Source organism: Acinetobacter sp. UBA3461 (assembly GCF_002381195.1).
Classification (GTDB): domain Bacteria; phylum Pseudomonadota; class Gammaproteobacteria; order Pseudomonadales; family Moraxellaceae; genus Acinetobacter; species Acinetobacter schindleri.
The window spans coordinates 1-23,397 of the sequence record NZ_DFRO01000003.1; the positions used below are offsets into that span (position 1 = coordinate 1).

General features: G+C 42.8%; 26 protein-coding genes. 25 read left to right on the plus strand and 1 reads right to left on the minus strand.

Annotated features, from left to right (window positions below):
* Positions 1-482 precede the first annotated feature (482 nt).
* The 16 genes from B3D47_RS00505 (at position 483) to B3D47_RS00580 (ending at position 15,690) form a co-directional block, all read left to right on the plus strand.
* The gene (locus B3D47_RS00505) at positions 483-1,004 is read left to right on the plus strand and encodes a hypothetical protein (RefSeq protein WP_004890022.1); all 522 of its coding nucleotides are present in this window, start codon (positions 483-485) and stop codon (positions 1,002-1,004) included.
* Between the two features lie 113 nt (positions 1,005-1,117).
* The gene (locus B3D47_RS00510; protein WP_004890019.1) at positions 1,118-1,819 is read left to right on the plus strand and encodes a fimbrial biogenesis chaperone; all 702 of its coding nucleotides are present in this window, start codon (positions 1,118-1,120) and stop codon (positions 1,817-1,819) included.
* 44 nt (positions 1,820-1,863) lie between these two features.
* On the plus strand, positions 1,864-4,197 hold the full coding sequence (locus tag B3D47_RS00515; RefSeq protein WP_286859364.1) for a fimbria/pilus outer membrane usher protein: 2,334 nt from the start codon (positions 1,864-1,866) through the stop codon (positions 4,195-4,197).
* 12 nt (positions 4,198-4,209) lie between these two features.
* On the plus strand, positions 4,210-4,620 hold the full coding sequence (locus B3D47_RS00520) for a hypothetical protein (protein WP_004890015.1): 411 nt from the start codon (positions 4,210-4,212) through the stop codon (positions 4,618-4,620).
* Between the two features lie 69 nt (positions 4,621-4,689).
* Positions 4,690-5,241 carry a phosphatase PAP2 family protein gene (locus tag B3D47_RS00525; RefSeq protein ID WP_005220946.1) on the plus strand — a complete coding sequence of 184 codons (552 nt, stop codon included), beginning with the start codon at positions 4,690-4,692 and terminating at the stop codon, positions 5,239-5,241.
* A gap of 89 nt (positions 5,242-5,330) precedes the next feature.
* Positions 5,331-5,531, plus strand: coding sequence for a Fe-S cluster assembly protein IscX (iscX, locus tag B3D47_RS00530; RefSeq protein ID WP_004813114.1), 201 nt, complete (start codon positions 5,331-5,333; stop codon positions 5,529-5,531).
* Positions 5,532-5,641: 110 nt separating this feature from the next.
* Entirely contained in the window at positions 5,642-6,073 is a 432-nt protein-coding gene (ndk, locus tag B3D47_RS00535; protein ID WP_004813112.1) for a nucleoside-diphosphate kinase, read from the plus strand.
* Between the two features lie 122 nt (positions 6,074-6,195).
* Complete coding sequence (rlmN, locus tag B3D47_RS00540) at positions 6,196-7,431, plus strand: 23S rRNA (adenine(2503)-C(2))-methyltransferase RlmN (protein WP_286859366.1); 1,236 nt, start codon at positions 6,196-6,198, stop codon at positions 7,429-7,431.
* 14 nt (positions 7,432-7,445) lie between these two features.
* A complete protein-coding gene (gene pilW, locus B3D47_RS00545) occupies positions 7,446-8,246 on the plus strand; it encodes a type IV pilus biogenesis/stability protein PilW (protein WP_286859369.1) in 801 nt (266 codons plus the stop codon).
* Positions 8,237-9,028, plus strand: a complete 792-nt coding sequence (locus B3D47_RS00550; protein WP_286859372.1) for a helix-turn-helix domain-containing protein — start codon at positions 8,237-8,239, stop codon at positions 9,026-9,028. The genes pilW and B3D47_RS00550 overlap by 10 nt, the downstream gene beginning before the upstream one ends.
* A 23-nt stretch (positions 9,029-9,051) precedes the next feature.
* Positions 9,052-10,173, plus strand: a complete 1,122-nt coding sequence (gene ispG / locus B3D47_RS00555) for a flavodoxin-dependent (E)-4-hydroxy-3-methylbut-2-enyl-diphosphate synthase (RefSeq protein ID WP_286859374.1) — start codon at positions 9,052-9,054, stop codon at positions 10,171-10,173.
* Between the two features lie 3 nt (positions 10,174-10,176).
* Positions 10,177-11,472: a histidine--tRNA ligase gene (hisS, locus tag B3D47_RS00560; RefSeq protein WP_180184593.1), complete on the plus strand. Its 1,296-nt coding sequence runs from the start codon at positions 10,177-10,179 to the stop codon at positions 11,470-11,472.
* A 30-nt stretch (positions 11,473-11,502) separates the two neighbouring features.
* On the plus strand, positions 11,503-12,201 hold the full coding sequence (locus B3D47_RS00565; protein ID WP_004813100.1) for a YfgM family protein: 699 nt from the start codon (positions 11,503-11,505) through the stop codon (positions 12,199-12,201).
* The gene (bamB, locus tag B3D47_RS00570; protein WP_004889997.1) at positions 12,198-13,346 is read left to right on the plus strand and encodes an outer membrane protein assembly factor BamB; all 1,149 of its coding nucleotides are present in this window, start codon (positions 12,198-12,200) and stop codon (positions 13,344-13,346) included. Before B3D47_RS00565 ends, bamB begins: the two co-directional genes overlap by 4 nt.
* A gap of 176 nt (positions 13,347-13,522) precedes the next feature.
* Positions 13,523-14,935 (plus strand): ribosome biogenesis GTPase Der, encoded by a 1,413-nt coding sequence (gene der / locus B3D47_RS00575; RefSeq protein WP_005220952.1) that lies wholly within the window; start codon positions 13,523-13,525, stop codon positions 14,933-14,935.
* A gap of 107 nt (positions 14,936-15,042) precedes the next feature.
* Positions 15,043-15,690, plus strand: a complete 648-nt coding sequence (locus B3D47_RS00580; RefSeq protein WP_286859382.1) for a 4'-phosphopantetheinyl transferase family protein — start codon at positions 15,043-15,045, stop codon at positions 15,688-15,690.
* Between the two features lie 17 nt (positions 15,691-15,707).
* On the opposite strand, the gene B3D47_RS00585 is transcribed toward B3D47_RS00580, so the two are convergent.
* Positions 15,708-16,481: an SDR family oxidoreductase gene (locus tag B3D47_RS00585; RefSeq protein WP_286859385.1), complete on the minus strand. Its 774-nt coding sequence runs from the start codon at positions 16,479-16,481 to the stop codon at positions 15,708-15,710.
* Between the two features lie 90 nt (positions 16,482-16,571).
* Here B3D47_RS00585 and mazG point away from each other — a divergent pair, with 90 nt between their 5' ends.
* From mazG to yjgA, 9 genes are all read left to right on the plus strand, one after another.
* Positions 16,572-17,387, plus strand: a complete 816-nt coding sequence (gene mazG / locus B3D47_RS00590; protein WP_008303413.1) for a nucleoside triphosphate pyrophosphohydrolase — start codon at positions 16,572-16,574, stop codon at positions 17,385-17,387.
* Complete coding sequence (locus B3D47_RS00595) at positions 17,344-17,769, plus strand: ComEA family DNA-binding protein (protein ID WP_286859388.1); 426 nt, start codon at positions 17,344-17,346, stop codon at positions 17,767-17,769. The genes mazG and B3D47_RS00595 overlap by 44 nt, the downstream gene beginning before the upstream one ends.
* Before the next feature lie 136 nt (positions 17,770-17,905).
* Positions 17,906-19,372, plus strand: coding sequence for a polynucleotide adenylyltransferase PcnB (gene pcnB, locus B3D47_RS00600; protein WP_103800617.1), 1,467 nt, complete (start codon positions 17,906-17,908; stop codon positions 19,370-19,372).
* The gene (gene folK, locus B3D47_RS00605; protein WP_286859390.1) at positions 19,369-19,854 is read left to right on the plus strand and encodes a 2-amino-4-hydroxy-6-hydroxymethyldihydropteridine diphosphokinase; all 486 of its coding nucleotides are present in this window, start codon (positions 19,369-19,371) and stop codon (positions 19,852-19,854) included. Before pcnB ends, folK begins: the two co-directional genes overlap by 4 nt.
* Before the next feature lie 52 nt (positions 19,855-19,906).
* Positions 19,907-20,716: a 3-methyl-2-oxobutanoate hydroxymethyltransferase gene (panB, locus tag B3D47_RS00610; protein WP_004813084.1), complete on the plus strand. Its 810-nt coding sequence runs from the start codon at positions 19,907-19,909 to the stop codon at positions 20,714-20,716.
* Position 20,717: 1 nt separating this feature from the next.
* Positions 20,718-21,569: a pantoate--beta-alanine ligase gene (gene panC, locus B3D47_RS00615; RefSeq protein WP_286859393.1), complete on the plus strand. Its 852-nt coding sequence runs from the start codon at positions 20,718-20,720 to the stop codon at positions 21,567-21,569.
* 14 nt (positions 21,570-21,583) lie between these two features.
* A complete protein-coding gene (gene rapZ, locus B3D47_RS00620; RefSeq protein ID WP_286859395.1) occupies positions 21,584-22,435 on the plus strand; it encodes an RNase adapter RapZ in 852 nt (283 codons plus the stop codon).
* A complete protein-coding gene (locus B3D47_RS00625) occupies positions 22,432-22,701 on the plus strand; it encodes an HPr family phosphocarrier protein (protein ID WP_008303424.1) in 270 nt (89 codons plus the stop codon). Before rapZ ends, B3D47_RS00625 begins: the two co-directional genes overlap by 4 nt.
* A gap of 2 nt (positions 22,702-22,703) precedes the next feature.
* Positions 22,704-23,237, plus strand: coding sequence for a ribosome biogenesis factor YjgA (gene yjgA, locus B3D47_RS00630; protein WP_004813080.1), 534 nt, complete (start codon positions 22,704-22,706; stop codon positions 23,235-23,237).
* Positions 23,238-23,397 lie beyond the last annotated feature (160 nt).

Genomic DNA, 23,397 nt, shown 5'->3' on the forward strand with positions numbered 1-23,397 from the left:
TATTGAATGGTTTTTTGATGATAAGGATAATGTAAATATATGAAAAATCAAAAAAATAAAATTAGTAATTTTTTTATTTTAAAATATTAGATTGTAAATTGTAAGGTTTTGTAAGGTTTTAATATTTAATGAAACTATTTTTTATTTAATATAAATAAAATAAAAACAATAACTTATTTTTAATCGATTTTTTAGGTTGAAAATATTGATAGAAAATTGGTTTTTATAAATTTCTCTTTAATTTGCCTTAATTACAAAATTCGAAAAAATAATTCTTTAGAATATAGTGATCTAAGAAAAAAGTGTGCTTTTGTTAAAGAATAATAAAACATATTGTGAAAGTTATCACATTTGTATGTTTTGGCACTAATAATAATAAGATAAGCCTACGGTTAGGTAGCTGCACTCATAACAATAAGAGTTTTGCATTAACCGTTCTTCGAAATAAATATTTATATTCTTTTAAAAGAATGGAGAAAAAAATGAATAAAATAGTTCTAACAGCATTAGCATCAGTTGTACTTGGCTTAGGATCAGCAAGTGTATATGCAGGTGGCCCAGATCGTGGCCCAGGTCCATCTAAACCGACTAAACCACATAAACCAGGCAAGCATGCTTGTGGTGATAAGTGTGATGGAAAAATTAATGTAGTTCTAGATGTCGCTCGACATTGCGACCTAGATATCGTAGATGAAACCTTAACGCTGGCTCAAGCACAAAATGGTACTTGGACAGATACAGGAACATTTAATGTACGTACAAATGCACCATACAGACTGCAAATCTCAGCACCAAATACCTTAACTGGAGCGGGTGGCGCAGTACCGGTACAAGTGAGCACACGTCAAAATGGCGCTGCTGATGCGTACAATGGTGGTACTTTAGCTAGTACAGGCAATGCCGATCAGGCATTTAATGTAACTGCAACAGTTGCACAAAATGATTATAACAACGCTGATGCTGGTACTTACCGTGGTACTTATACAGTAGCGGTTCGATTCTAAAAATAAGAAAATCATTCTTATAAAATAGTTACACCGTTAGGAGATGTTTTAAACATCTCCTACTTTAATATAAAAAATTAATAATAATTATATTTAAATATTTGGAGTCAAAGGTGAATATAAAATTAATAGGGTTGCTAATTATGCTCCTCTACAGTGCTTCTTTGTCTGCAGGAATTAAATTTAATCCGATACAATTAAATATCCAAGATTTTAAAAGACAGAAAAGTACTACGGTTAATATCGAAAGTACTGGTCTATCTAAATCTAAAATCTATGAAGTTAATGCATTTAAATGGCAGCAGGATGAAAAAGGAGAAGATGTTCTCGTAGAAGATAGAACTTTATTATTTAATCCAAAAACTTTTGAACTTAAACCAGAAAGTAAGCAGATTGTACGTATTGGCTTTAGTCAGCCGCCGGAAAACCTGGAAAAACAACAGTCTTGGAGAGTGGTTTTTAAGGAAGTAACACCAGTTGCAGAAGAGTCTGCGATTAACTTTTTATTTAATTTTTCTTTACCACTTTTTGCTGGAAAGGTAGTTCCTCCAAAGCTAAGTGTGGATCTACACAAAATTAATAATATAGCCTATCTCAATATTATTAATTCAGAAAATTCTTTTGCGAAAATTACTGAAGTTGTTGTACTCGATAATAAAAATAATGAATTACTTCGACAAGATTTAGCTTTGTATGTGTTAAGCGGTAATAAAATTAAATTTGAATTAGGTGAAATTAAAACTGGGAACATAGCCAAATTAAAAATTAAATTAGATGAGCAGGCAGGGTATTTAGAGTTTCCAGTAAAAGGGTGATAGTTCTATCTCAGAAAAATAAGAAATAGTAAAAGGATCATGCTATGAAAGCCACAAAACTTTTCCTAATGATTGCATGTGGTATGGGAGCGATAAATGCAAATGCAGAACTTAGTCAAGAATCAAATCAACTAAAAAGTCCAGAAGTACTTATCGTTAATATATGGATCAATGGTGTGGATTATCACACTGAAACTGTAACATTTTCTGAGAATGGGAAAAGATTTGTTGAATGTGAAGCTTTATCTGATATTGGAATACGGGTAGAAAAAATTTCACGACACCTAGCTAAGAAAGATTTTTGTTCATTAACACAGCCAGGAATTACAGTCGAGGATGATTATAGTCTTCAGGCGATTAAAATCTTCTTTCCTGCAGATTTTTTCGTAGGAACCGATTATGAGCTGGAAATAGAAGTTCCGGAAAAAGCAAACTTTGGTGGTTTTGTGAACTATAGTCTGTTCTATGGTAAGGATGAAGAAGATCAGGAGTTTAATACGTTCTCAGAATTTGGAATCTTTAAAGATTATTGGTTGTTTAAAAATGCGTTTCTCTATCGGAATGAACCTGAGGAAACAGAACAAACGTTTTTGCGCGTAAACAGTACCTTAGATATCGATTTTCCGACAAAATTTTTAAAGCTGACTTTCGGTGATACAACCAGTCCTTATAACTTACTAAATAATTCTTTTCGTTTTGGCGGTTTAAGTTTTGGAACTAATTATATTGATCGTCCTGATTTTGTGTATTGGAATATCCCGGCCTTAAATGGTAGCGCAAGCTTACCCTCTACGGTAGATCTTTTTATTAATGGTGTAAGACTTTACCGGGATTCAATCACCCCGGGTAATTACAATTTACCAGCTGGAGGAGTTGTCAATCAGGCAGGTGATGCTCAAATTGTGGTGGAGGATATACTTGGAAATCGTACTGTTCGGAGTTTTCCTGTTTATATTAATAGCCGGTTATTGAAGCCAAAGTTAAATGAATACAATATTTCGTTAGGAAAGCTGCGTTATAACTATGATCTTGTGGATGATGATTATCGTGATTTTTTTAGCAAACTCTATTTCCGCCGAGGGATCACTTCTTCTACAACCTTGGGTCTAGATTTACTTTATAGTGAAGATGTTAGCAATATAGATGTGTTGTGGACCCAAGGTATCAGTAAGTATTTTCTTTTAGATACCGCCGTATCAGCAAGCAAGGCAGATCGTATAGATGAGCAAGGTTATGCTGCTGCCGTTGGCTTGAGTCGAAGTTCCCAATACTGGTCAGTTGGCTTAAATAGTCGATATTTTACTCAAGAGTATCAATATTTAAATACTGACTTATATGACTCCGAAATCGAGACTTCAAGTATTTTATATTTTAACTTTTCTAATCTTAAAATTATTGATGGTCTAAATTTTAATTTTATTTATCAATCTTATTATAATGAATTTGATGATTCACCCAGAGAAGACCGTAAGTTTTTTGATATTAGAGCGACAAAAGGTCTAACGAGAAACTTATATACGGATTTTGGCTATTATAAAGACTTTAGTGAAGACGGAGATCAGGGATTTCGTATCGCCTTTTATTATAACTGGGGCGAACGAGGGCGGCTTTCTCTGGATCATGATACCGCAGATAATGAAACAAGTTTAAGTTATGCCCATCGAACCATGACCCAGAATGGCTTTGATTATGTCGTGGGTGTAAACCGAAGTGATGAAGAAATTAACTACAATGCTTATGGTTTGTGGAAAACCAGCGTAGGTAACTTGCAATTATCTCATGATGAATATGAGGATCGCCGTAATTCACAAGTTACATTTGATGGCGCATTAGTTTGGATGGGGAATAAAGTTGCACTGACCAAATATGCCGATAACGCTTTTGCCTTGGTTAATGTGGACCAACATTCAGATATTGATATTTATCGCTCGGCAACACGTGTAGGAAGTACCAATAAACAAGGCTATATGTTTGTTCATAATCTTATTCCTTATATTCATTATGACATTTCTTTTGATCATAACCAGTTGGCAATGGATGAAACTTTTGAACACTCTTCTAAGAAACTGGTGGGCTTAGATCAACGCGGATATCGTCTGGATTTTCCGATTTATAAAACAAAACGGGTTGCTGTCAAACTTAAGGATGCACAGCAAACTTCGCTGGTTGCAGGGTCGGAAGTTCTTGTAGATGGGCTCAGTCAGGAAGCTTCTTTTGTTGATAGCCAGGGTATGGTCTATCTTTATTTATTTAAGGCAGGTGCATATAACCTGAAAATTAAAACTCAAGGCGGAAAGCAATGCCAGGCACAATTTAATCTGAATGAAATACAATTCCAGAATGCGGACAAACATATTTTTGAAACGGTTTGCAAGTAGGAGAAAATTATAATGAAACAGCTCTTGTTATTAATAGCAGTATCCGCGATGAGCACCATGGCATCTGCTCAATATTGTTCAATTGATGGCTTTGCTAATGATGAGCTTCGTTTGCAAAGCTACCAGCGTAGCCAGGCAGCCACGTCTTTTAATATCAGCTGTGATACTGGCTATTCAATTTTATTCAATAGCCAAAATCTGGTTAGTACTGATGGTATGAGTTATGTATCTAATGGCGCCTATAAACTCCGCACTAAGTTAAATTTAAGAGGAGCAAGCGGTAATGCGTGGGGAGTACCACTCCAGCAGAGTGCAGCCCAGCGACAGAAATTTATCGTATCTGTTCAACTGGTAGATAATCCTTTTAATGGTGTTCCAGCAGGTACTTATCGTGATCGGATTTCAGTCGATATTAATTTCTAAATTTGATTTAAATAATTCAGTAGCTAAGAAACGATAAAATGAACTGAAAATATTATAGGAAGCCAAACGGTGAAATTCCATCATGCAAAACAAAAATTAATGGAGATGGATTTAAAGGGTTGCGTAGTATTAAATCATCTTTCGCATTCTGGACGTGTGGCTGCTTTTTTCAAAATTATCAGTCGGCTTGGCAATGGCGTATTCTGGTACGTGATGATCATCGCTACCTGGGCGCTACAAGGTTTATTATACAGTCTACAAATGCTGTATTTAATTTTGGGAAGTACTGTTGGTACGGCAATCTACAAGGTACTAAAAACCAAAACTGTACGCCCCCGACCTTATCAGGTGCATCAGCTTATTCGTCTCGGTGACCATCCTCTAGACTATTACAGTTTTCCCTCAGGACATACCCTGCATGCCGTCATGGCAACGACGATGCTGGGTTATGCAGTTCCAGTTCTACTGATTTTAATGCTGCCTTTTACTGTGTTGGTCGCAGCCTCACGAATGATACTCGGTCTGCATTATCCGAGTGATGTAGCAATGGGGGCTGTCATCGGTATAACTGTGGCCGTAAGTTTTATATCTCTGGCACCGCTCTTGAACATTGTGTTGTAAAAATATAGCTCTGGAACCGTTAAACACTCGCAGATTCTGCCAGATTTGCTAAAGTACCACATCGAAGCAAATGGCTATTAGGAATAGATATGGGTTTACGTTGGACTGATACTCTTGATATCGCAATTGAACTGTATGAAGCACACCCAGACGTGGATCCGCAATGGATTCGTTTTACTGATTTACATGCATGGGTTTGTGCACTTCCAGACTTTGAAGATAATCCTGAAAAATCAACTGAAGGCCTGCTTGAAGCCATTCAAATGGCATGGATTGACGAGGCACGCTAAGACCTCATCCAAAAAAGCGATTTTTTTACAGAGTAAAAGCAGAAAATTGCGGATTATCTCGGTATAATGCGCCAAATTTTCATGTCAACCATTGACTAAAGGAGCCAATCATGGCTATTGAACGTACATTATCTATCGTTAAACCAGATGCAGTTGCTAAAAACGTAATCGGTGAAATCTTTGCTCGTTTCGAAAAAGCGGGTCTTAAAATTGTTGCGACTAAAATGAAGCACCTGACTCAAGCTGAAGCTGAAGGCTTCTACGCTGAGCACAAAGAACGTGGTTTCTTTGGTGACCTAGTTGCATTCATGACTTCTGGTCCAGTTGTTGTTTCAGTTCTTGAAGGTGAAAACGCAGTTCTTGCTCACCGTGAAATCCTTGGCGCGACTAACCCTAAAGAAGCTGCTCCTGGTACTATCCGTGCAGATTTCGCTGTAAGCATCGACGAAAATGCTGCTCACGGTTCTGACTCTGTAGCATCTGCTGACCGTGAAGTTAACTACTTCTTCGCTCAAACTGAGATTGCTCCACGTACTCGTTAATTCGCAGTATTCAAGCCAGATAAGTGTTATTATACTTATCTGGTTTTTTTATTCCCTGAATAATTCTTTGCTCAGATATTGAGCTTCTCCTTTCATCTTTAGACATGGTTTAGGTAATACACATGAGTACTGAAGCAGTCGCTGTATCAGCAGTTTCTGATGCACAGCAACACACTCCATCCGCTCCAGCACAGCAAAAGGCTGTCGAGAAAGTGAACTTACTTGGCATGTCACGTCCACAAATGGAAAAATTCTTCGAAGATATGGGTGAGAAGAAGTTTCGTGCCGGGCAGGTGATGAAGTGGATTCACCAATTTTTTGTGACTGATTTTGCTGAGATGACTAATATCTCAGGCAAGTTACGTGAAAAGCTGGAAAAGATTTGTGAAATTAAAGCGCCAGAAGTGGTGCATAAAAATTATTCTAAAGACGGTACGCGTAAATGGGTGTTCCGTGTCGGTGATGGTGAAGGTTCACTGGTTGAAACTGTCCTGATTCCGGCAGAAGATAAAACTGGCTCACGTAAGACCTTGTGTATTTCTTCACAAGTAGGCTGTGCACTGGACTGTTCATTCTGTTCAACGGGTAAACAGGGTTTCCAGCGTGATTTAAGCCAGGCTGAAATTATCGGCCAGTTATGGATGGCAAACTATTCCTATATGGAAGATGTGCCCGTGCTTGAGCGTGAACGTTCAGTGACGAATGTCGTCATGATGGGGATGGGCGAACCGTTATTGAATTACGATGCTGTACTCAATTCAATGCGTATCATGCTGGATGACTTTGCCTACGGTATGTCAAAACGCCGTGTGACACTATCAACATCAGGTGTGGTGCCTAAAATTGACCAATTGGCTCAAGATATTGATGTCGCTCTGGCGATTTCATTGCATGCACCTAATGATGAACTGCGTAATGAACTCGTGCCAATCAATAAAAAATATCCGCTTGAGCAACTTATTGCAGCATGTCAGCGCTATATCACTAAAGATGGCAATGAAAGCGCACGTAAACATGTGACGATTGAATATGTCATGCTGGACGGTGTGAATGACAAACCGGAACATGCCCAGCAGATGATTAAATTATTGAAGAATTTGCCAAGCAAAATTAACCTGATTCCATTTAATCCGTTCCCGCATGCACCATATGGCCGTTCAAGCCGTAACCGTATTATTTCTTTCCAAAAAACTTTGTCTGATGCAGGTTTTGTGTGTACGATTCGTCAGACACGTGGTGATGATATTGATGCAGCATGTGGTCAGTTAGTGGGTCAAGTTGCTGACCGTACCCGTCGTGCGGAACAGTGGAAGAAGAAAATCGCGCAGTCCAATGAGATTATGCGCTCACAAGGATAACAAGAGGTCACCAATTGAGAAATCTGACATCTAAAATTGCTTTTATTTCAACAATATGTGTTTCTATTGCTCTATCTGGCTGTCAAACAGCAGAAGTGGGTAAAAAGGATCCTAAAAAAGCGACCCAGGTGCGTACTCAATTGGCAGTTGAATATCTGAAGACCGGTGACCTGGATTCAGCGAAAAGAGCGCTAGATGAGGCGCTTAAAATTAATTCACGTGATGCTCAAGCTAATATGATGATGGGTGTTTTGTTACAGCAGGAAGGCAGTAAGCTGAACTTGGATCGTGCCGAAACTTATTTTAAGCGCGCGATCTCAGTCGAACCTAAAAATGCACAGGCACGTAACAATTATGGCACCTATTTGTATCAGCTTGAACGTTATAATGATGCAATTGAACAGTTTGCAATTGCAGGCGCGACACTGGGCTATGACCAGCGTTATCTTGCGCTTGAAAATATGGGGCGGATCTACCTGAAGCAGGGTGATCTGGTGAATGCTGAAAAATCATTCAAACAGGCCCTGCAAGCCAATCGCGATTCTTACATTTCAATGTTAGAGTTGGCAGAGATTTTTTATCTGAATCAGCAGTTCCCGGCAGCGTCGAATATGTATCAACAATTTGTACGTTCAGTGGGACAGAAAAACCAGGGTGCTCGTGCGCTCTGGATCGGCATTCGTACTGCGCGTGCCGAGGGTGATCAAATGGGCATGCAAGTATTGGTCAATCAATTGCGCGCATTATTCCCTGAAAGCCCGGAATACCAACGTTATTTGCAATTACAGTACAGTACTGAGGCCGTATGGAAGTAAATCCTAATTCACCATCGAATAATTCGAGCGTAGCGCCAAACGCGTTAGGAAATGTTCAACGTCCAGGTGAGTACTTGCGCCAGATTCGTATCAACCAGAAACTTGAGCTGGAAGATGTTGAAAGTGAACTGAATATTCCAGTCAAAACTTTGACTGCACTGGAACAGGATGATTATAAAGCTTTACCGGAAGCGACCTTTATCAAGGGTTATTATCGTACTTATGCGAAGTTCTTAGGCGTCGATGCATCGAATATCATTCAACGTTTTGATGAGATTTATGCCAATGATACCGGTCTGTTACCGAATCATGCCTTGAACAATTCCCCAATCAAGATTATGGGTAAATTACCAGGCTCTAATCGTGACCGTAACCGTAAATGGTTAAAACGCGGTTTAATCGCATTAGTGGCGTTAGCAGTTTTAGGTGTATTGGTAACGATAATCCAAAACTGGTCAGGCAATAGTAGCGCTGAAGTAGAACCAGAAGTAATGACTCAGGCATCAGACGTTGAAATCATTAATATGGATTCCAATGTAGCAGTATCTGGTGATCAGCTAAAACTTGAATTTAGCCGTCCTACTTCAGTCCATATTGTTGACTCAACCGGTAAAGTACTCGCTACTGGTCGTCAATCATCAACATTGGATTTAAATGGTGAAACTCCATTTCAGATCCGTCTTGATGATGCAACCGCTGTGGCCATGACCCTGAATAACGAAAATATTTCATTGTCACCATATACTGTAAACGGAAAAGCAGAATTCCGTTTATCACGTTAATGGCAAGAGAGTAGATACAAATCATGATTGTGAATCCGATTCAACGCCGTCCAACCCGCAAAATTCGTGTTGGTTCTGTTTATGTCGGTGGTGATGCGCCTATCAGCATCCAGAGTATGACCAATACCGAAACCTGTGATGTAGCCGCAACGGTCGCACAGATCCAGCGCTGCGTCGATGCGGGTGCTGATATCATGCGTGTTTCTGTACCAAGTATGGAAGCAGCGGCAGCGTTTGGGGAAATCCGTAAACAGGTGAGTGTGCCATTGGTTGCAGACATTCACTTCGACTACAAAATTGCCCTGGCAGTAGCTGACTTGGGCGCAGACTGTCTGCGTATTAACCCAGGTAACATCGGTTCAGAAGCCAAGATTCGTGAAGTCGTGGCAGCTGCGCGTCATAACGATATCTCGATGCGTATCGGCGTCAATGCTGGTTCATTAGAAAAAGACATCCAGAAAAAATATGGCGAGCCGACAGGCGAAGCACTGCTTGAATCGGCGATGCGTCATATCGATATTTTAGACCGTTTAGATTTCCATGAATTTAAAATATCGGTAAAAGCATCGAATGTGTTTCTGACTATGGATGCTTATCGTCTGCTGTCTAAACAGATTGATAACCCGCTGCACTTGGGTGTGACTGAGGCGGGCATTTACCGTACAGGTTCGGTGAAGTCTGCAATCGCCCTTGGTGGTCTGTTGATGGAAGGCATTGGTGACACCATGCGTATTTCATTGGCAGCAGCACCTGAAGAAGAAGTGAAGATCGGTTTCGATATTTTAAAATCGCTGGGTTTACGTTCTAACGGGATTAACTTCATTGCCTGCCCGAGCTGTTCACGTCAGGAATTTAATGTAATTAAAGTGATGCAATCGCTTGAAGAACGTTTGGAAGATATTCGTACACCAATGGATGTATCGGTGATTGGCTGTAAAGTAAATGGTCCGGGTGAAGCTAAGGAAGCCGACATTGGTGTAGTAGGTGCAAGTCCACGTTCACTGGTGTATCGTAATGGTGAAAAGAGCCATTTAATCGATACCAATCAACTGGTTGATGAAATCGAAGCTATGGTTCGTCAACGTGTTGATGAGCTTGAAAAAGCTAAATCTAAAGAAATTATTCGTACAAGTTTTCCTGAGTAGATCATGAGTTCAATCGTCGCAATCAAAGGTTTTAATGACATTCTCCCAACGCAAACCCCAGCTTGGAGACGTCTTGAACAGCATTTATCGGGTCTGATGGATGCCTATGGCTATCAACAAATTCGTTTACCAATCGTTGAACAGACCAATCTGTTCAAACGTTCAATCGGTGATGCAACGGATATCGTTGAAAAAGAAATGTACACTTTTCTGGACAAAGGCAATCCACCGGAGTCTTTGACGCTGCGTCCTGAGGGTACAGCAGGTTGCGTACGTGCCATGCTTGAGCATAACCTGCTGCGTGGTGCGACCCCGAAAGTGTGGTATGTCGGACCTATGTTCCGTTATGAAAAACCACAAAAAGGTCGTTACCGTCAGTTCCACCAGTTTGGTGTAGAAACTTTTGGTGTAGCAACGCCAGATCAAGATGCTGAATTGATTTTAATGACAGCGCGTTTATGGAAACGTATGGGTGTTTCGGACAAAGTTCAGCTTGAACTCAATACTTTGGGTGAGTCGGATGAACGTGCAGCATACCGCGCGGCATTGGTTGAATTTTTGGAGGCGCATAAAACCGATCTGGATGAAGATTCTCAGCGTCGTTTGACCACGAATCCATTACGTATCCTGGATTCTAAAGATGCCAAAACTCAGTCTATTTTAGAAAATGCACCTAAACTGCATGACTTTATGGGTGAAGAAACACTGGCGCACTTTAACCAGTTACAGCAATACCTGACTGATGCAGGCGTCAGCTTTGTCATCAACCAGAAACTGGTACGTGGTCTGGATTACTACAACAAAACCGTATTTGAATGGACCACAACGCATTTAGGTTCACAAGGTACAGTCTGTGCCGGCGGTCGTTATGATGGTCTGGTGGGTCAGTTAAAAGGTAAGGCAGACCAGTCTGTACCTGCGGTTGGTTTTGCGATGGGGATGGAGCGCTTACTGCTTTTACTGGAGCAAGTTGAAGACAACACACCTGTACGTGATTGTGAAGTGTTTCTGGTGGCAGATCCTGCTTCTCAAGGTCAGGCACTGGTCTTGGCTGAACAGATCCGTGACCAATTAGAAGCTGCCGGGAGTAGCATTCGCCTGAAAGTTGGCTCACAAGGTTCAATGAAATCGCAAATGAAAAAGGCAGACCAGTCTGGTGCGATCTATGCCGTGATTATGGGTGAACGTGAACTGGAAGCACAGACTTTTACCGTAAAAGAGCTGGCAACGGCAGAGCAATCAGATGTGCCATTTACTGATTTTGTGGCATTCTTCACAACTAAAATTTCTTCAAAATAATCGATAAAACATTAGGAAAGGGGTAATCACATGAGCGCAATTGGTGGTGATGAACAACTTGAAAGTTTGAAATCCTTCACAAAGAAGTATGGCTCTTCAATCATTACCGGGATTCTGGTTGCGCTGATTGCCTTTTTTGGATGGGAATATTGGCAGAAGAAGAACCTGGCGGAGTCGCAGAAGCAAACTGCCAAGGTACAGCAGTTAATGGATGATGCACGGTCTACTCAGGGCGATGCATTTGCTAAACTGTCTGATACTGCGGACAAGATTGTCAAGGAAGCACCTGACTCAGCGCAGGCGATTCAGACTCAGCTAGTAATGGCAAAACTGGCTTATGACAAAGAAGATTATGCAGCAGCTGAACGTGCACTGAAGAAAGTTGAAAACTCCAAGGTGGATGATGCAGGTCTGGTGCAAGTAGTTAAACTTCGTCTGGCATATGCCCAGCTGGCACAGAAAAAATATGATGCAGCACTGAAAACTTTAGAAGCGGTGAATGAGCCTGCTTTTAAAGCAACTGCAGATGAAGCACGTGGAGATATCTATGTTGCTAAAAATGATATTGAAAATGCCAAGAAAGTGTATCAAAGTGCATGGGATACTTTGGTAGAACGCAAAGAAGAACGTCAGATTTTACAAATTAAACTAGAAAGTGTTGGCGTATTGGTCGATGATCCTGAAATTGAACGCCCGATTATAGATACACAAGTGGAAGAAACTGAATGAATAGAAAATACAAACTCACCTGTGCCTTAACCGTGTTAACCCTTGCTTTGGCAGGTTGTGCGGGAAAAACCATTAAAGTGGAAGAAGCCAAGCCAAATCCACTTCCTAAACTTGCACAGGCAAAATCACTGGTTCCTGTATTTTCTAGCAGTGTTTCTTCTACGGATGAAGCAGATCCATTACGTTTACGCCTCGATGCAGACAACGGTGTGATTTTTGCCATTAATCCAAATGGGGAAATTTCTGCTTATCAGGGCAAGCAACGTCTTTGGCAGAAAAAAGTGTCTAAAGCCGGCTTAAGCGCGGGTGTGGAGGCGGCTTCTGGTCTGGTGATTGCAGGCAATACCAAAGGTCAGCTGTTTGCTTTAGATCAGCAGACGGGTGAACAGCGTTGGGCTGCCCAATTGTCGGGTGCCATTATTGCGCCCTCTTTAGTGCACGCAGACCGTGTGATTACCGTAGCGAATGACGGTATGGTCTTCGCTCATGAAGTCAGTACTGGTAAACAGGTGTGGACTTATAAGCTACCTAATGTACAATTCAGCCTGCGTGGTATGGCGGCACCAGTCGCACTTGACCCACGTCATGTACTGATTGCTTCAGCAAACGGCTATATTTATGCTCTGGATGCTGTTACTGGCGTGCCAAAAATGCAGCGCCGTGTAGCGGTATCTGATGGTCGCTCCGATATTCAACGTCTGAATGATATTGATGGTGAGCCGGTCGTTGCTGGTCAGTTTGTAGTAACAACCAGCTATCAAGGTCAGGTGACTGTGCTTGATCTGGCTTCACAACAGGTGATCTGGAGTGAAGATGCCAGCAGTATCCAGCGTCCAGAAGTTGTAGGTAATGGTGTCTTTGTAGCCCAGACTGATGGTAAAATCACCGCCTATGAAATTACGTCTGGCCAGAAACTCTGGGAAAATGACCAGCTGTTAAACCGTCAGCTGAGCAACCCGGTCATGCTGGGTACAGACCTTGTAGTCGGTGACCTGGACGGTGTATTACACCTGATTGATCCGTCTACTGGACAGATTGTTGGTCGTTCCAAGACTTCTGGTGAAGTTCGCACACTGCGTGTGATCGACAACCAGCTCTATGTGTCGACACGCAAGGGTGCTTACAGTATCTGGCAGAATCGTTAATTTTTCTGTGGCTTATGCTAAAATAAGCCAACCGTATTTTTTACGCGGGGTGATTGAATGTTCAATGCCCCGTGTTTTTATTTATTTTAGGCTTTAATCCTATTCCCATTTTCTTCCAGAACTTTCTGATGTTCAGGCCATTTTTAGACAGCCTGATATTGAATAAAGGTTAATCTATGAAACCCGTAATTGCGCTCATTGGTCGTCCGAACGTCGGAAAATCAACTCTGTTCAACCAGATAACCAAGAGCCGTGACGCATTGGTGGCAGACTTTGCAGGTCTGACACGCGACCGTAAGTATGGTGATGCTGTCTATCAAAATAAATCCTTCATTGTCGTTGATACTGGCGGTATCGGTGAGAACGAAGGTGGGATCGACTCTTACATGGCAGAGCAGTCTAAAACTGCAATCCATGAAGCAGATATGATCATCTTTGTGGTCGATGCACGTGCCGGATTGTTGGCATCTGATGAACAGATTGCCCGTGAGCTGCGTACTTTGGGTAAAAAAGTCTTCCTTGTTGCGAACAAGGTGGATGGAGTACACGCAGAAGCTGCTTTAGTTGAGTTCTATAAACTTGGCATGGGCGAGCCGATGCAAGTGGCGGCGAGTCATGGTCGTGGTGTACAGCAGATGCTTGAAGAAGTACTTGCAGATGTGCCTGAAGATGAGTCTGAAGCTGAACACGATAAAAATACCGGTTTGCGTCTCGCGATTATTGGTCGTCCGAACGTTGGTAAATCCACCTTGGTCAACCGTTTACTGGGTGAAGAGCGTGTGGTGGCATTTGACCAGCCCGGTACAACACGTGACTCGATTTACATTCCATTTGAACGCGATGGCCGTAAATATACCTTGATTGATACCGCAGGTGTACGTCGTAAAGGTAAAGTCGATGAGATGATTGAGAAATTCTCAATTGTGAAAACTTTGCAGGCGATGAAAGATGCGCACGTGGTTGTCGTAGTTGTTGATGCACGTGAAGGAATTGTAGAGCAGGACTTGCACTTGATCGGTTATGCGATTGAAGCAGGTCGTGCCATGGTGATTGCGATCAATAAATGGGACAACATGTCTGAATATGATCGTAAGCAGTGCAAGCTGGATGTGGAACGTCGTTTTGACTTCATTCCATGGGCGAAGATTCACTTGATCTCTGCATTACATGGTACCGGTGTCGGTGAGCTTTATCCTTCGATCCACCGTGCCTATGATTCTTCACACCTGAAAGTCTCTCCTGCAAAAATCACCCAGATTCTGCAAGATGCGACTGAAGCTCACCAGCCGCCAACTGTTCAAGGCCGTCGTATCAAAATGCGTTATGCGCACATTGGCGGTCAGAATCCACCGACCATTGTCATTCATGGTAACAAGGTCGATAAAACTCCTGCGGATTACCGTCGTTACCTGGAAAATGTGTTCCGCAAAGTTTATAAACTTGAAGGTACACCAGTAAGAATTGAATTTAAAACTTCAGAAAACCCGTTCGAAGGTCGTAAGTCACAACTGGACGAACGTACTGCTGCGCGTCGCCGTCGTTATGTACAGAAATTCAAGAAAGCTGAGAAGAAATTCAAACGCGGTTAATCTGTATTTGAATAAAGTAAAAAGCCTGCAATAGCAGGTTTTTTTGTGTTTTTACCAGAGAGGTCTGAACTGTTTTATAATTCACTTGAGCAATAAAGGACCGTGTGATGCGTCAGATTCGAATTGATTTACACAAACTGCCAGTTCAAGCCATATCTGGCGGACTAACGCGTCAAGCGTATCTCCAGCAACGTAAACAACACATCATACAATTGCGAAATCAGTATTTATCCAGTGCTTTGAATTGCTCGATTAGTGATCATGATCTTGCACGTGCGGAGCATGGCAAACCCTATCTCAAAGATCACTCACATGTTGCCTTTAACCATAGCCATAGCCAGAATTTTTATGCACTTGCCATGAGCCAAACAGTCAAAGAAATTGGGGTGGATGTTGAAGAATTAAGCCGTAAAGTTCGTTTTGATGCATTGGCACAGCATGCCTTTCACCCTGAAGAATACGCAACCTGGCAACAGCTAAACAGTGATCCTGAATACTGGTTTAAGGTCTGGACTACCAAAGAAGCAGTATTAAAAGCACATGGTATGGGTATTCGTATGAACTTAAGTGAGCTCAATACTAAAGTACATCCACAGCAGCAGGGTGGCCTGTGTCAGCATGCGCAGCTTGGGGTCTTTGGATTTCAAAACTATGTATTTGGTGATTGTGTGCTCAGCGTAGCATGGCAGGCTGAGCAGTCCTGTCGTGGCTTCAGTTTTCCACAGATTCAGATTTACCAGTATCCGGTAGCATAAACAGGGGGATATAAGAATCAGGGTTTTCGGGCAATTAGCAAATTACTCATGCGGTTCACAAACTGCGGACTGAAACGTGACAAATGGTATAAGAACTGGCTTTTAAAGCCGACTGGCTGATGGGTAGGAACCAGTAAATTGTCCTTGCGCTGTACCAGTTTTAAAATATCCTTAGCGACATCTTCTGCACTCAAATGTACGCCCATTTTCTTGATGCTTTCTGCCTGCATATCCTGAACCATTGCAGTGCGCACAAAAAGTGGCATCACATCCATGACCCGGATGCCATGCTTGTGCCATTCAATATCCAGGCTTTCTGTCAGGCCTCGTACGGCAAATTTACTGGTGGCATAAGAAGCAAGATCAGCCTGACCATAGATCGCTGAAGCAGAGGAAAGGTTAATGACCCGGGCAAAAGCAGCACGCTCCAGAAAGGGAAAGGCTGCATAACAGCCATTGATCACACCCTTGATATTAATATCGACCGTACGGTGGTGTGCTTCAATAGGGGTCTTTTCAAAATTTCCTGAATAGAGAATGCCGGCATTATTCACCAGAATATTGATCTTGCCTGCCCAAGCTTCAAAATCTTCTAAGGCGGTTTGCCAGGATGCATAACTGGCGACATCCAGATAACCTGCATGCGCATTCGGGCCTAACTGTTCAGCCAGTTGTTCGGCAAGGCTAATATTCAGATCATAAATACCGACCTTGTAATCCTCGCGGCAAAATAGGCTGGCAACAGCAGCACCGATTCCTTGTGCTGCCCCGCTAATAAAGATACTGTGCATTGAGCTCACCTCCATGTTGATTGTTTTTAGAGCATAGCAAACATTGAGCAAAAGATATTTTCTTGTCCGATAAAATAAAGAGGTTTAAAGGTGGAACAATTACTGAGCATCATGCGAGAATTACGTGAAAAATGTCCGTGGGATCAACAGCAGACGCCTGAATCATTAACGCGTTATGCGATTGAAGAGGCGTATGAAGTTGAAGCGGCTGTTCGTTCCGGTAAGACTGAAGATGTACGTGATGAGCTTGGTGACCTGTTATTACAAGTGGTTTTTCAGTCGCAGATGTACAGTGAGCAAGGTGCTTTTAATTTTCAGGATGTAGTGCAGGCGATTAGCGATAAATTAATCCGCCGTCATCCACATGTATTTCAGGCTGAACAGTTTTCCAAACTCAGCCCTGAAGATGTGGCTGTATTGTGGAAAAAGATTAAGGCACAAGAAAAACAGGGTAAGCCCCGTTTCCGTCTGGATGATGTGAAACATGCACCGGCACTCGTACAGGCAGACGAAATCCAGAAAAATGTGGCAAAAATTGGTTTTGATTTTCCTGATGTGGATGGTGCATTCGGTAAGCTTGAAGAAGAGTTAGGTGAATTTAAAGAGGCAATGGTAGGACAGAAATCCGACGAAATTCTGGAAGAATTTGGTGATTGCTTATTCTCTCTGGTCAATGTTGGTCGTAAACTTGGAATTTCGAGTGAGATGGCACTATTAGGTACTATCCATAAATTCCGTACTCGATTTGCCTTGATGGAACATCAGGCAGTACAACAGAATCTGAATATAGAAGACCTGTCACTGACTGAACTGGATCAGTTGTGGGAACAGGCGAAACAAGAATTAAAACAACGGGTCACGCATGAAAATAATAAAAATTCGGTCAATCAGCAGAGAACTGATTAGTATCATCCTTACAATTTTATATGTACTGTACAGTTCGTTTGCAGCTGCTGCTCAAAATGAAAGTTATGCTGACTGGAAGGCCAAACAGCAACAATATGATGCACGGCTGAAACAACAGCAGAATCGGCCATCCCAAAATCATAGCAATCACTATCTGGCGAAGCCGGAGCTTGCAGCTGTTTCCAGTGTAGACAGGATCCGGCTGAACTCCGCTACGGTCGAGCAGTTGCAGCAGCTGCATGGCATTGGTCAGAAGAAAGCAGAAGCAATTATTGAATATCGCAACACGCATGGCAAGTTTAAACGTGTTGAAGATATTCAGTTGGTCAAGGGGATTGGTCCTGCACTATTTGCTAAAAATCAAGCTCGACTGGCGCTGTAAATCATCTAAATTTAAAGTGAATCCTCTATCATTGCTGGATACAGGATTGACATAATCAAATTGCCCTTTAGCCGTGTAAGCGATATGATTAGCGTCATCTTAGAATTTTACGTTCAGACGTAGGAGACAGCGTCTTTTGCAAACTTTGCGCGCGTCAAAATGTGGTTTATCAACCGCTCAATTACCTTCTTATATCCTCGATGTGATTGATGCCTTAAATAAGGCCGGCTATGAAGCTTATATTGTTGGTGGTGGTGTACGAGATCTGATGCTGGGCTTGAATCCCAAGGATTTCGATGCTGTCACTAACGCAACTCCCGCTCAGGTCAAAGAAGTATTCGGGCGACGTTGTCGTATTATCGGGCGTCGTTTTGAGCTGGCTCATGTCTATTCTGGTCGCGAACTGGTAGAAGTCGCGACTTTCCGGGCACCGCCGAAAAAGGCCGTCACTTCGGCGCAGGGCATGATTCTGCGTGACAATAACTGGGGAACTATCGAGCAGGACTTTGCTCGCCGTGATTTCTCGATTAATGCAATGTATTACCAGCCACGTAAAGGTATTGTGCTGGATTTCTGCAATGCAGTAGATGATATTAAACATAAAACACTGCGCCTGCTGGGTGATCCAACACTCCGCTTTGAAGAAGATCCAGTCCGTATGCTGCGTACGTTGCGTTTTGCAGCAAAATTAAATTTCAATATTGATGAAGCGATTCTGGATATTTTTACACCAGAAATGACCCAGCTGCTTCGTGATGTATCTCCGCATCGTCTTTATGATGAGTCACAGAAGCTGTTCACCATGGGGCATCTCAACCGCGTCTTGCCAATGCTGATTGATTTCGGGATCTGGCGTCAGCTGTTTGCAGAGATCAAGCCTGAAATCACACCGTTTATTGAACGTGCTGCGACCAATACCGATCAGCGTATTTCGATTGGCAAGACGATTAATCCCGCGTTCTTCTATGCTGTATTGTTATGGAAGCCATTCCTGGAACGTTGTGATTTCTACTTGAGTAAAGGCATTATTCCAGCTGAAGCACGTGCTCAAGCAGGCCTGGATGTGCTGAAGCGTCAAGCAACCCGTACCATCATTCCACGTTTTGCGGAAACCTTTATCCGTGAAGTCTGGGAAATGCAGACCCGGCTGTTGAATCCAAAACCGCAGCAGATTGAAGCGCTGTCTGGTCATGCGCGTTTTCGTGCCGGCTTTGACTTCCTGTTACTCCGCGAAAAATCAGGTGATGAAACGGCACAGGGCATGGGGAGCTGGTGGGATGCTTATCAGCAAATGGGCGGTGACGAAAAAGAACGTGCCATTGCACAGTATAACCGTCAGCGTGCCAAGAGCCGTCGTAAAGCGACTCAGGAAGAGCATCTGGAACAGCGTCTGGCTGTTCAGGAAACCACTGAGATTGAGCCATTAGTCAATGAGCCGGAACCACGTAACCGTCGTACCCGCAAACCTAAGCCAGCAGCAGAGAAACCAGTTTCTCATGCAGCAGCGAGTGCAAGCGGTGAGATTGGTCCGGATCATCCAATTATGAAACGTAAGCGTGTACAGCGTGATTTAAGCCAAGTTGTTTTTGGACCGACACAATGACCATTACTTATATTGGCTTAGGCAGTAATCTTGGTGATTCACGCCAGATTATGGCTGAGGCGGTACAGAAACTGACAAGCTTGGGAACAGTGAAAATATCCCATTTGTATCAAAGTCCACCGATGGGTCCACAGGATCAGCCAAATTATCATAATGCTGTGGTGCAGTTGATTACCGATCTGGCACCACTCGATCTGCTGGATTGCCTACAGGCATTGGAACAGGAAGCGGGTCGGGTACGTTTACGCCACTGGGGTGAACGTACCCTGGATCTGGACCTGCTTATTTATGGTGATGAACGTATTCAGAATGAGCGTTTGACTGTGCCGCATGTCGGTGTAATGGAACGTGATTTTGTATTATTGCCGTTGTTGGATCTTGATACTGAATTACAGCTGAATGGACAATCATTAAAAGACCTGGACATCGTAAAACAATCGACTTTGACGGTCCTTGATCGCACGAATTGGGCAAATATTTAATTTTTATTTATTGGTATGTTCGCGAGAACTTCAATAAGAGAGGAACACCTTCATGATCAGTCTGAGCGACTTAAGACGATTCAAGGCGGACGGCCGTAAATTCTCCTGCCTGACCTGCTACGATGCCAGCATGGCCAAAGCCATGGAAATTGCCGAAGTAGATACGATTCTGATCGGGGATTCCCTGGGTATGACCATTCAGGGACATGATTCTACTTTGCCAGTCACTGTAGCAGATATGGCATATCACACTGCTGCAGTGCGCCGTGCGAATCAGCATGCCTTTATCCTGACTGATCTGCCATTTATGAGTTATGCAACATTGAATGATGCCTTGCAAAGTGCCCGTACCGTGATGCAGGCGGGTGCTCAGATGGTCAAGCTGGAAGGTGGAGCATGGCTGGCTGAAACCGTACAGGTCATGACGCGTAACGGTATTCCAGTTTGTGTACACCTAGGTTTGACACCACAATCAGTGAATGTATTTGGTGGTTATAAATTACAGGCACGTAACCGTGCAGCGGCAGATCAGCTGCTTGCTGACTGTAAGGCTGTGGTTGAAGCTGGTGCTGCCTTGTTATTGCTTGAATGTGTGCCTGCACAACTTGGCAAAGAAGTGGCTGAGTTATTCCCGGAGATTCCAGTGATTGGTATTGGTGCGGGTGTAGATACGGATGGTCAGGTGCTTGTAGTGCAAGACATGCTGGGCCTGAACTTTGGTCATACGGCTAAATTTGTACGTAACTTTATGAAAGAACAATCAGGTGCCAATGCAATCCTGGATGCATTCAAGGCCTATCATGCTGCTGTACTAGACAGCTCATTCCCTGCACCTGAACATACATTCCAGGTTGAGTTATAACATGAAAACAGAAACTACCATCCAGGGTTTGGCGGCCTCATTAAATCCGGCTCGTTCAGCACGTAAAATTATTGGCTTCGTACCCACCATGGGGAATCTGCATCAAGGTCACTTAAATCTGGTACGTGAAGCCCGCAAGTTATGTGATGTAATCGTGGTCAGCATCTTCGTGAATCCGATTCAGTTTGGGCCAAACGAAGATTTTGATAATTATCCACGTACCTTGGAACAGGATCAGCAGTTATTGGCTGAAGTAGGCTGTGACATCGTCTTTGCACCAAGTGTGGAACAGATGTATGGCAACAAGCCGCGTCTGACCAATATCAGTGTTTCGGATATCACTAACGACCTGTGTGGTTTACAGCGTCCGGGGCATTTCGATGGCGTAGCAGTTGTCGTGACAAAATTGTTTAACATGGTTCAGCCAAATTATGCTTTCTTTGGTGAAAAAGATTATCAGCAGCTGGCAGTGATTCGCCAGTTTGTGCAAGACCTGAATATTCCACTGGAAGTGATTGGGGTGCCGATAGCGCGCGCTGAAGATGGTTTGGCACTGAGTTCACGGAACGGTTATCTGACCGAGCAGGAACGCCAGACTGCACCAGTGATCTACCGCAGCTTAAAAGCAGCGGAACAGCAGCTGCATGAAGGTATAGTATTAGATACTGTGTTGACTGGTATTCGCCAGACCCTCACTGAGGCTGGTTTTGTGGTAGATTATATTGAGGCACGTACGCCAGAATTGCAAAAGATTGATGAATTTAATCAGGATCTTGTGTTATTCATTGCAGCAAAATTAGGTAAGACACGTTTGATCGACAATCTGCAGGTAAAATATTCTGCACGTCATTAATAGGGTAGCAGTGCATGAAGCGCATCTTAATTGTGACAGGCCAATCTGGTTCAGGTAAGTCATCTGCCTTGCAGGTACTGGAAGACCTGGGTTATTACTGTATCGATAACCTGCCGCTGGCACTGCTTCCTGAAATTGTCGCGAAACTGGATCAGGAAAATAACCTGGAACAGTTGGCATTAGGAGTGGATGTTCGTAGCACCCGGGCGGATCTGCAAGAATTTGATCATGTGTTTGAACAGCTGCAACAACATGGCACAGTCGATGTTATTTATCTAACTACGCAGGATCAGGAGCTGATTGCACGTTTTAGTGCTTCACGCCGTCCGCATCCGCTGGCTGCACGTTTTAAAAGTCTGAATGAATGCATTCAGGAAGAAAAATTACTTTTGCTTCCGATCCAGTTGCGCTCGACGGTACATATCGATACTTCTGACAAAAGTGTGCATGACCTGAAGCATACCTTACTGCATAAGCTCGGTCAGACCGATAACCTAATTCTGATTTTACAGTCCTTTGGTTATAAGCATGGTATTCCATTGGATGCCGATTATGTCTTTGATGTGCGTCATCTGCCTAACCCGCACTGGGATCTGGAACTACGTAAATTTTCCGGACTGGATCAGCCTGTACAGACTTTCCTGGAAAAGAGTGAGCAGGTAGAAGACATGTTCCAAGACATTTACTACTTTTTGGAAAAATGGCTACCGGCTTTTGCTGAAGGGCACCGTCACTACATCACAGTTTCTGTGGGTTGTACCGGTGGTCAGCATCGTTCTGTTTATATTGTGGATAGACTAAAAAAAGCGCTTGAGGCAAAATGGTCTGTTCAAGTCCTCCACCGAGAAATGAAGCACTGGTCATGATTGATACGACGGTTGACGTAATTAACAAATTGGGTTTACATGCGCGGGCATCGGGTAAGCTCATTGAAGTCACCACCAAATTTCGTTCCAATATTCAGATTGGAAAGGGTGACAAGCTCGTCGATGCAAAAAATATCATGTCCTTGCTCATGCTAGGAGCGGGCAAAGGCACAACATTACGCTTGGTACTTGAAGGAGCAGATGAAGAAAAAGCTTTATCTGAAATTCAGGCACTGTTTGCGGCAAAATTTTATGAGGCAGATTAATCGTGGCACGTCGACCGAGCAGTTTAACTGAAGAAGATTTCGAATCTTTAGAGGGACGCGCAAGTAAAACCGAACAGAAAAAGGCAGTCCAGCGTATGGCTGCTTTAGGCGCACAGCTGGCAGAACTGAGTGCGAAACAAATCAAGAACCTTCCTGTTGAAGAGCGTTTGATTGAAGCCTTGCTGGATGTTCAGCAAATTAGTTCACATGAAGCACGTCGTCGCCAATTCTCACGTATTGGCAAATTACTACGTAACGAAAATGAAACCGTGATTCTGTCCTACCTGACCCCAAAACAGGGTTTGAAAAAGACAGCACAATTACAGCGTTGGGTGGACCGTATTGTCAAAGATGGTGATCCGGCGATTAACGAATTTACCAAAACCTATAATGCAACAGAACGTCATACCTTACGTCAGCATTATTTGCGTGTACATCGTGATCTAAAAAATCAGGCACCTGAAGAAGAGGTTACAGCATCAAAGCTGAAACTGTTCAACTATGTACAGCAGGTAGCACTGATTTCAGATAATTGATTTCGTGTCGATAGAGAAGGCGATCCTAGAAGGTCGCTTTTTTTTATATCCGTATTTTACCAAACAGAAAATTATATAAGATTCATGAGCTGGAATTATGAGCTCAAGCATAATTTTTAAAGAAACAATTTATAAGAATTGTAGTGGCTGCTTACAATTA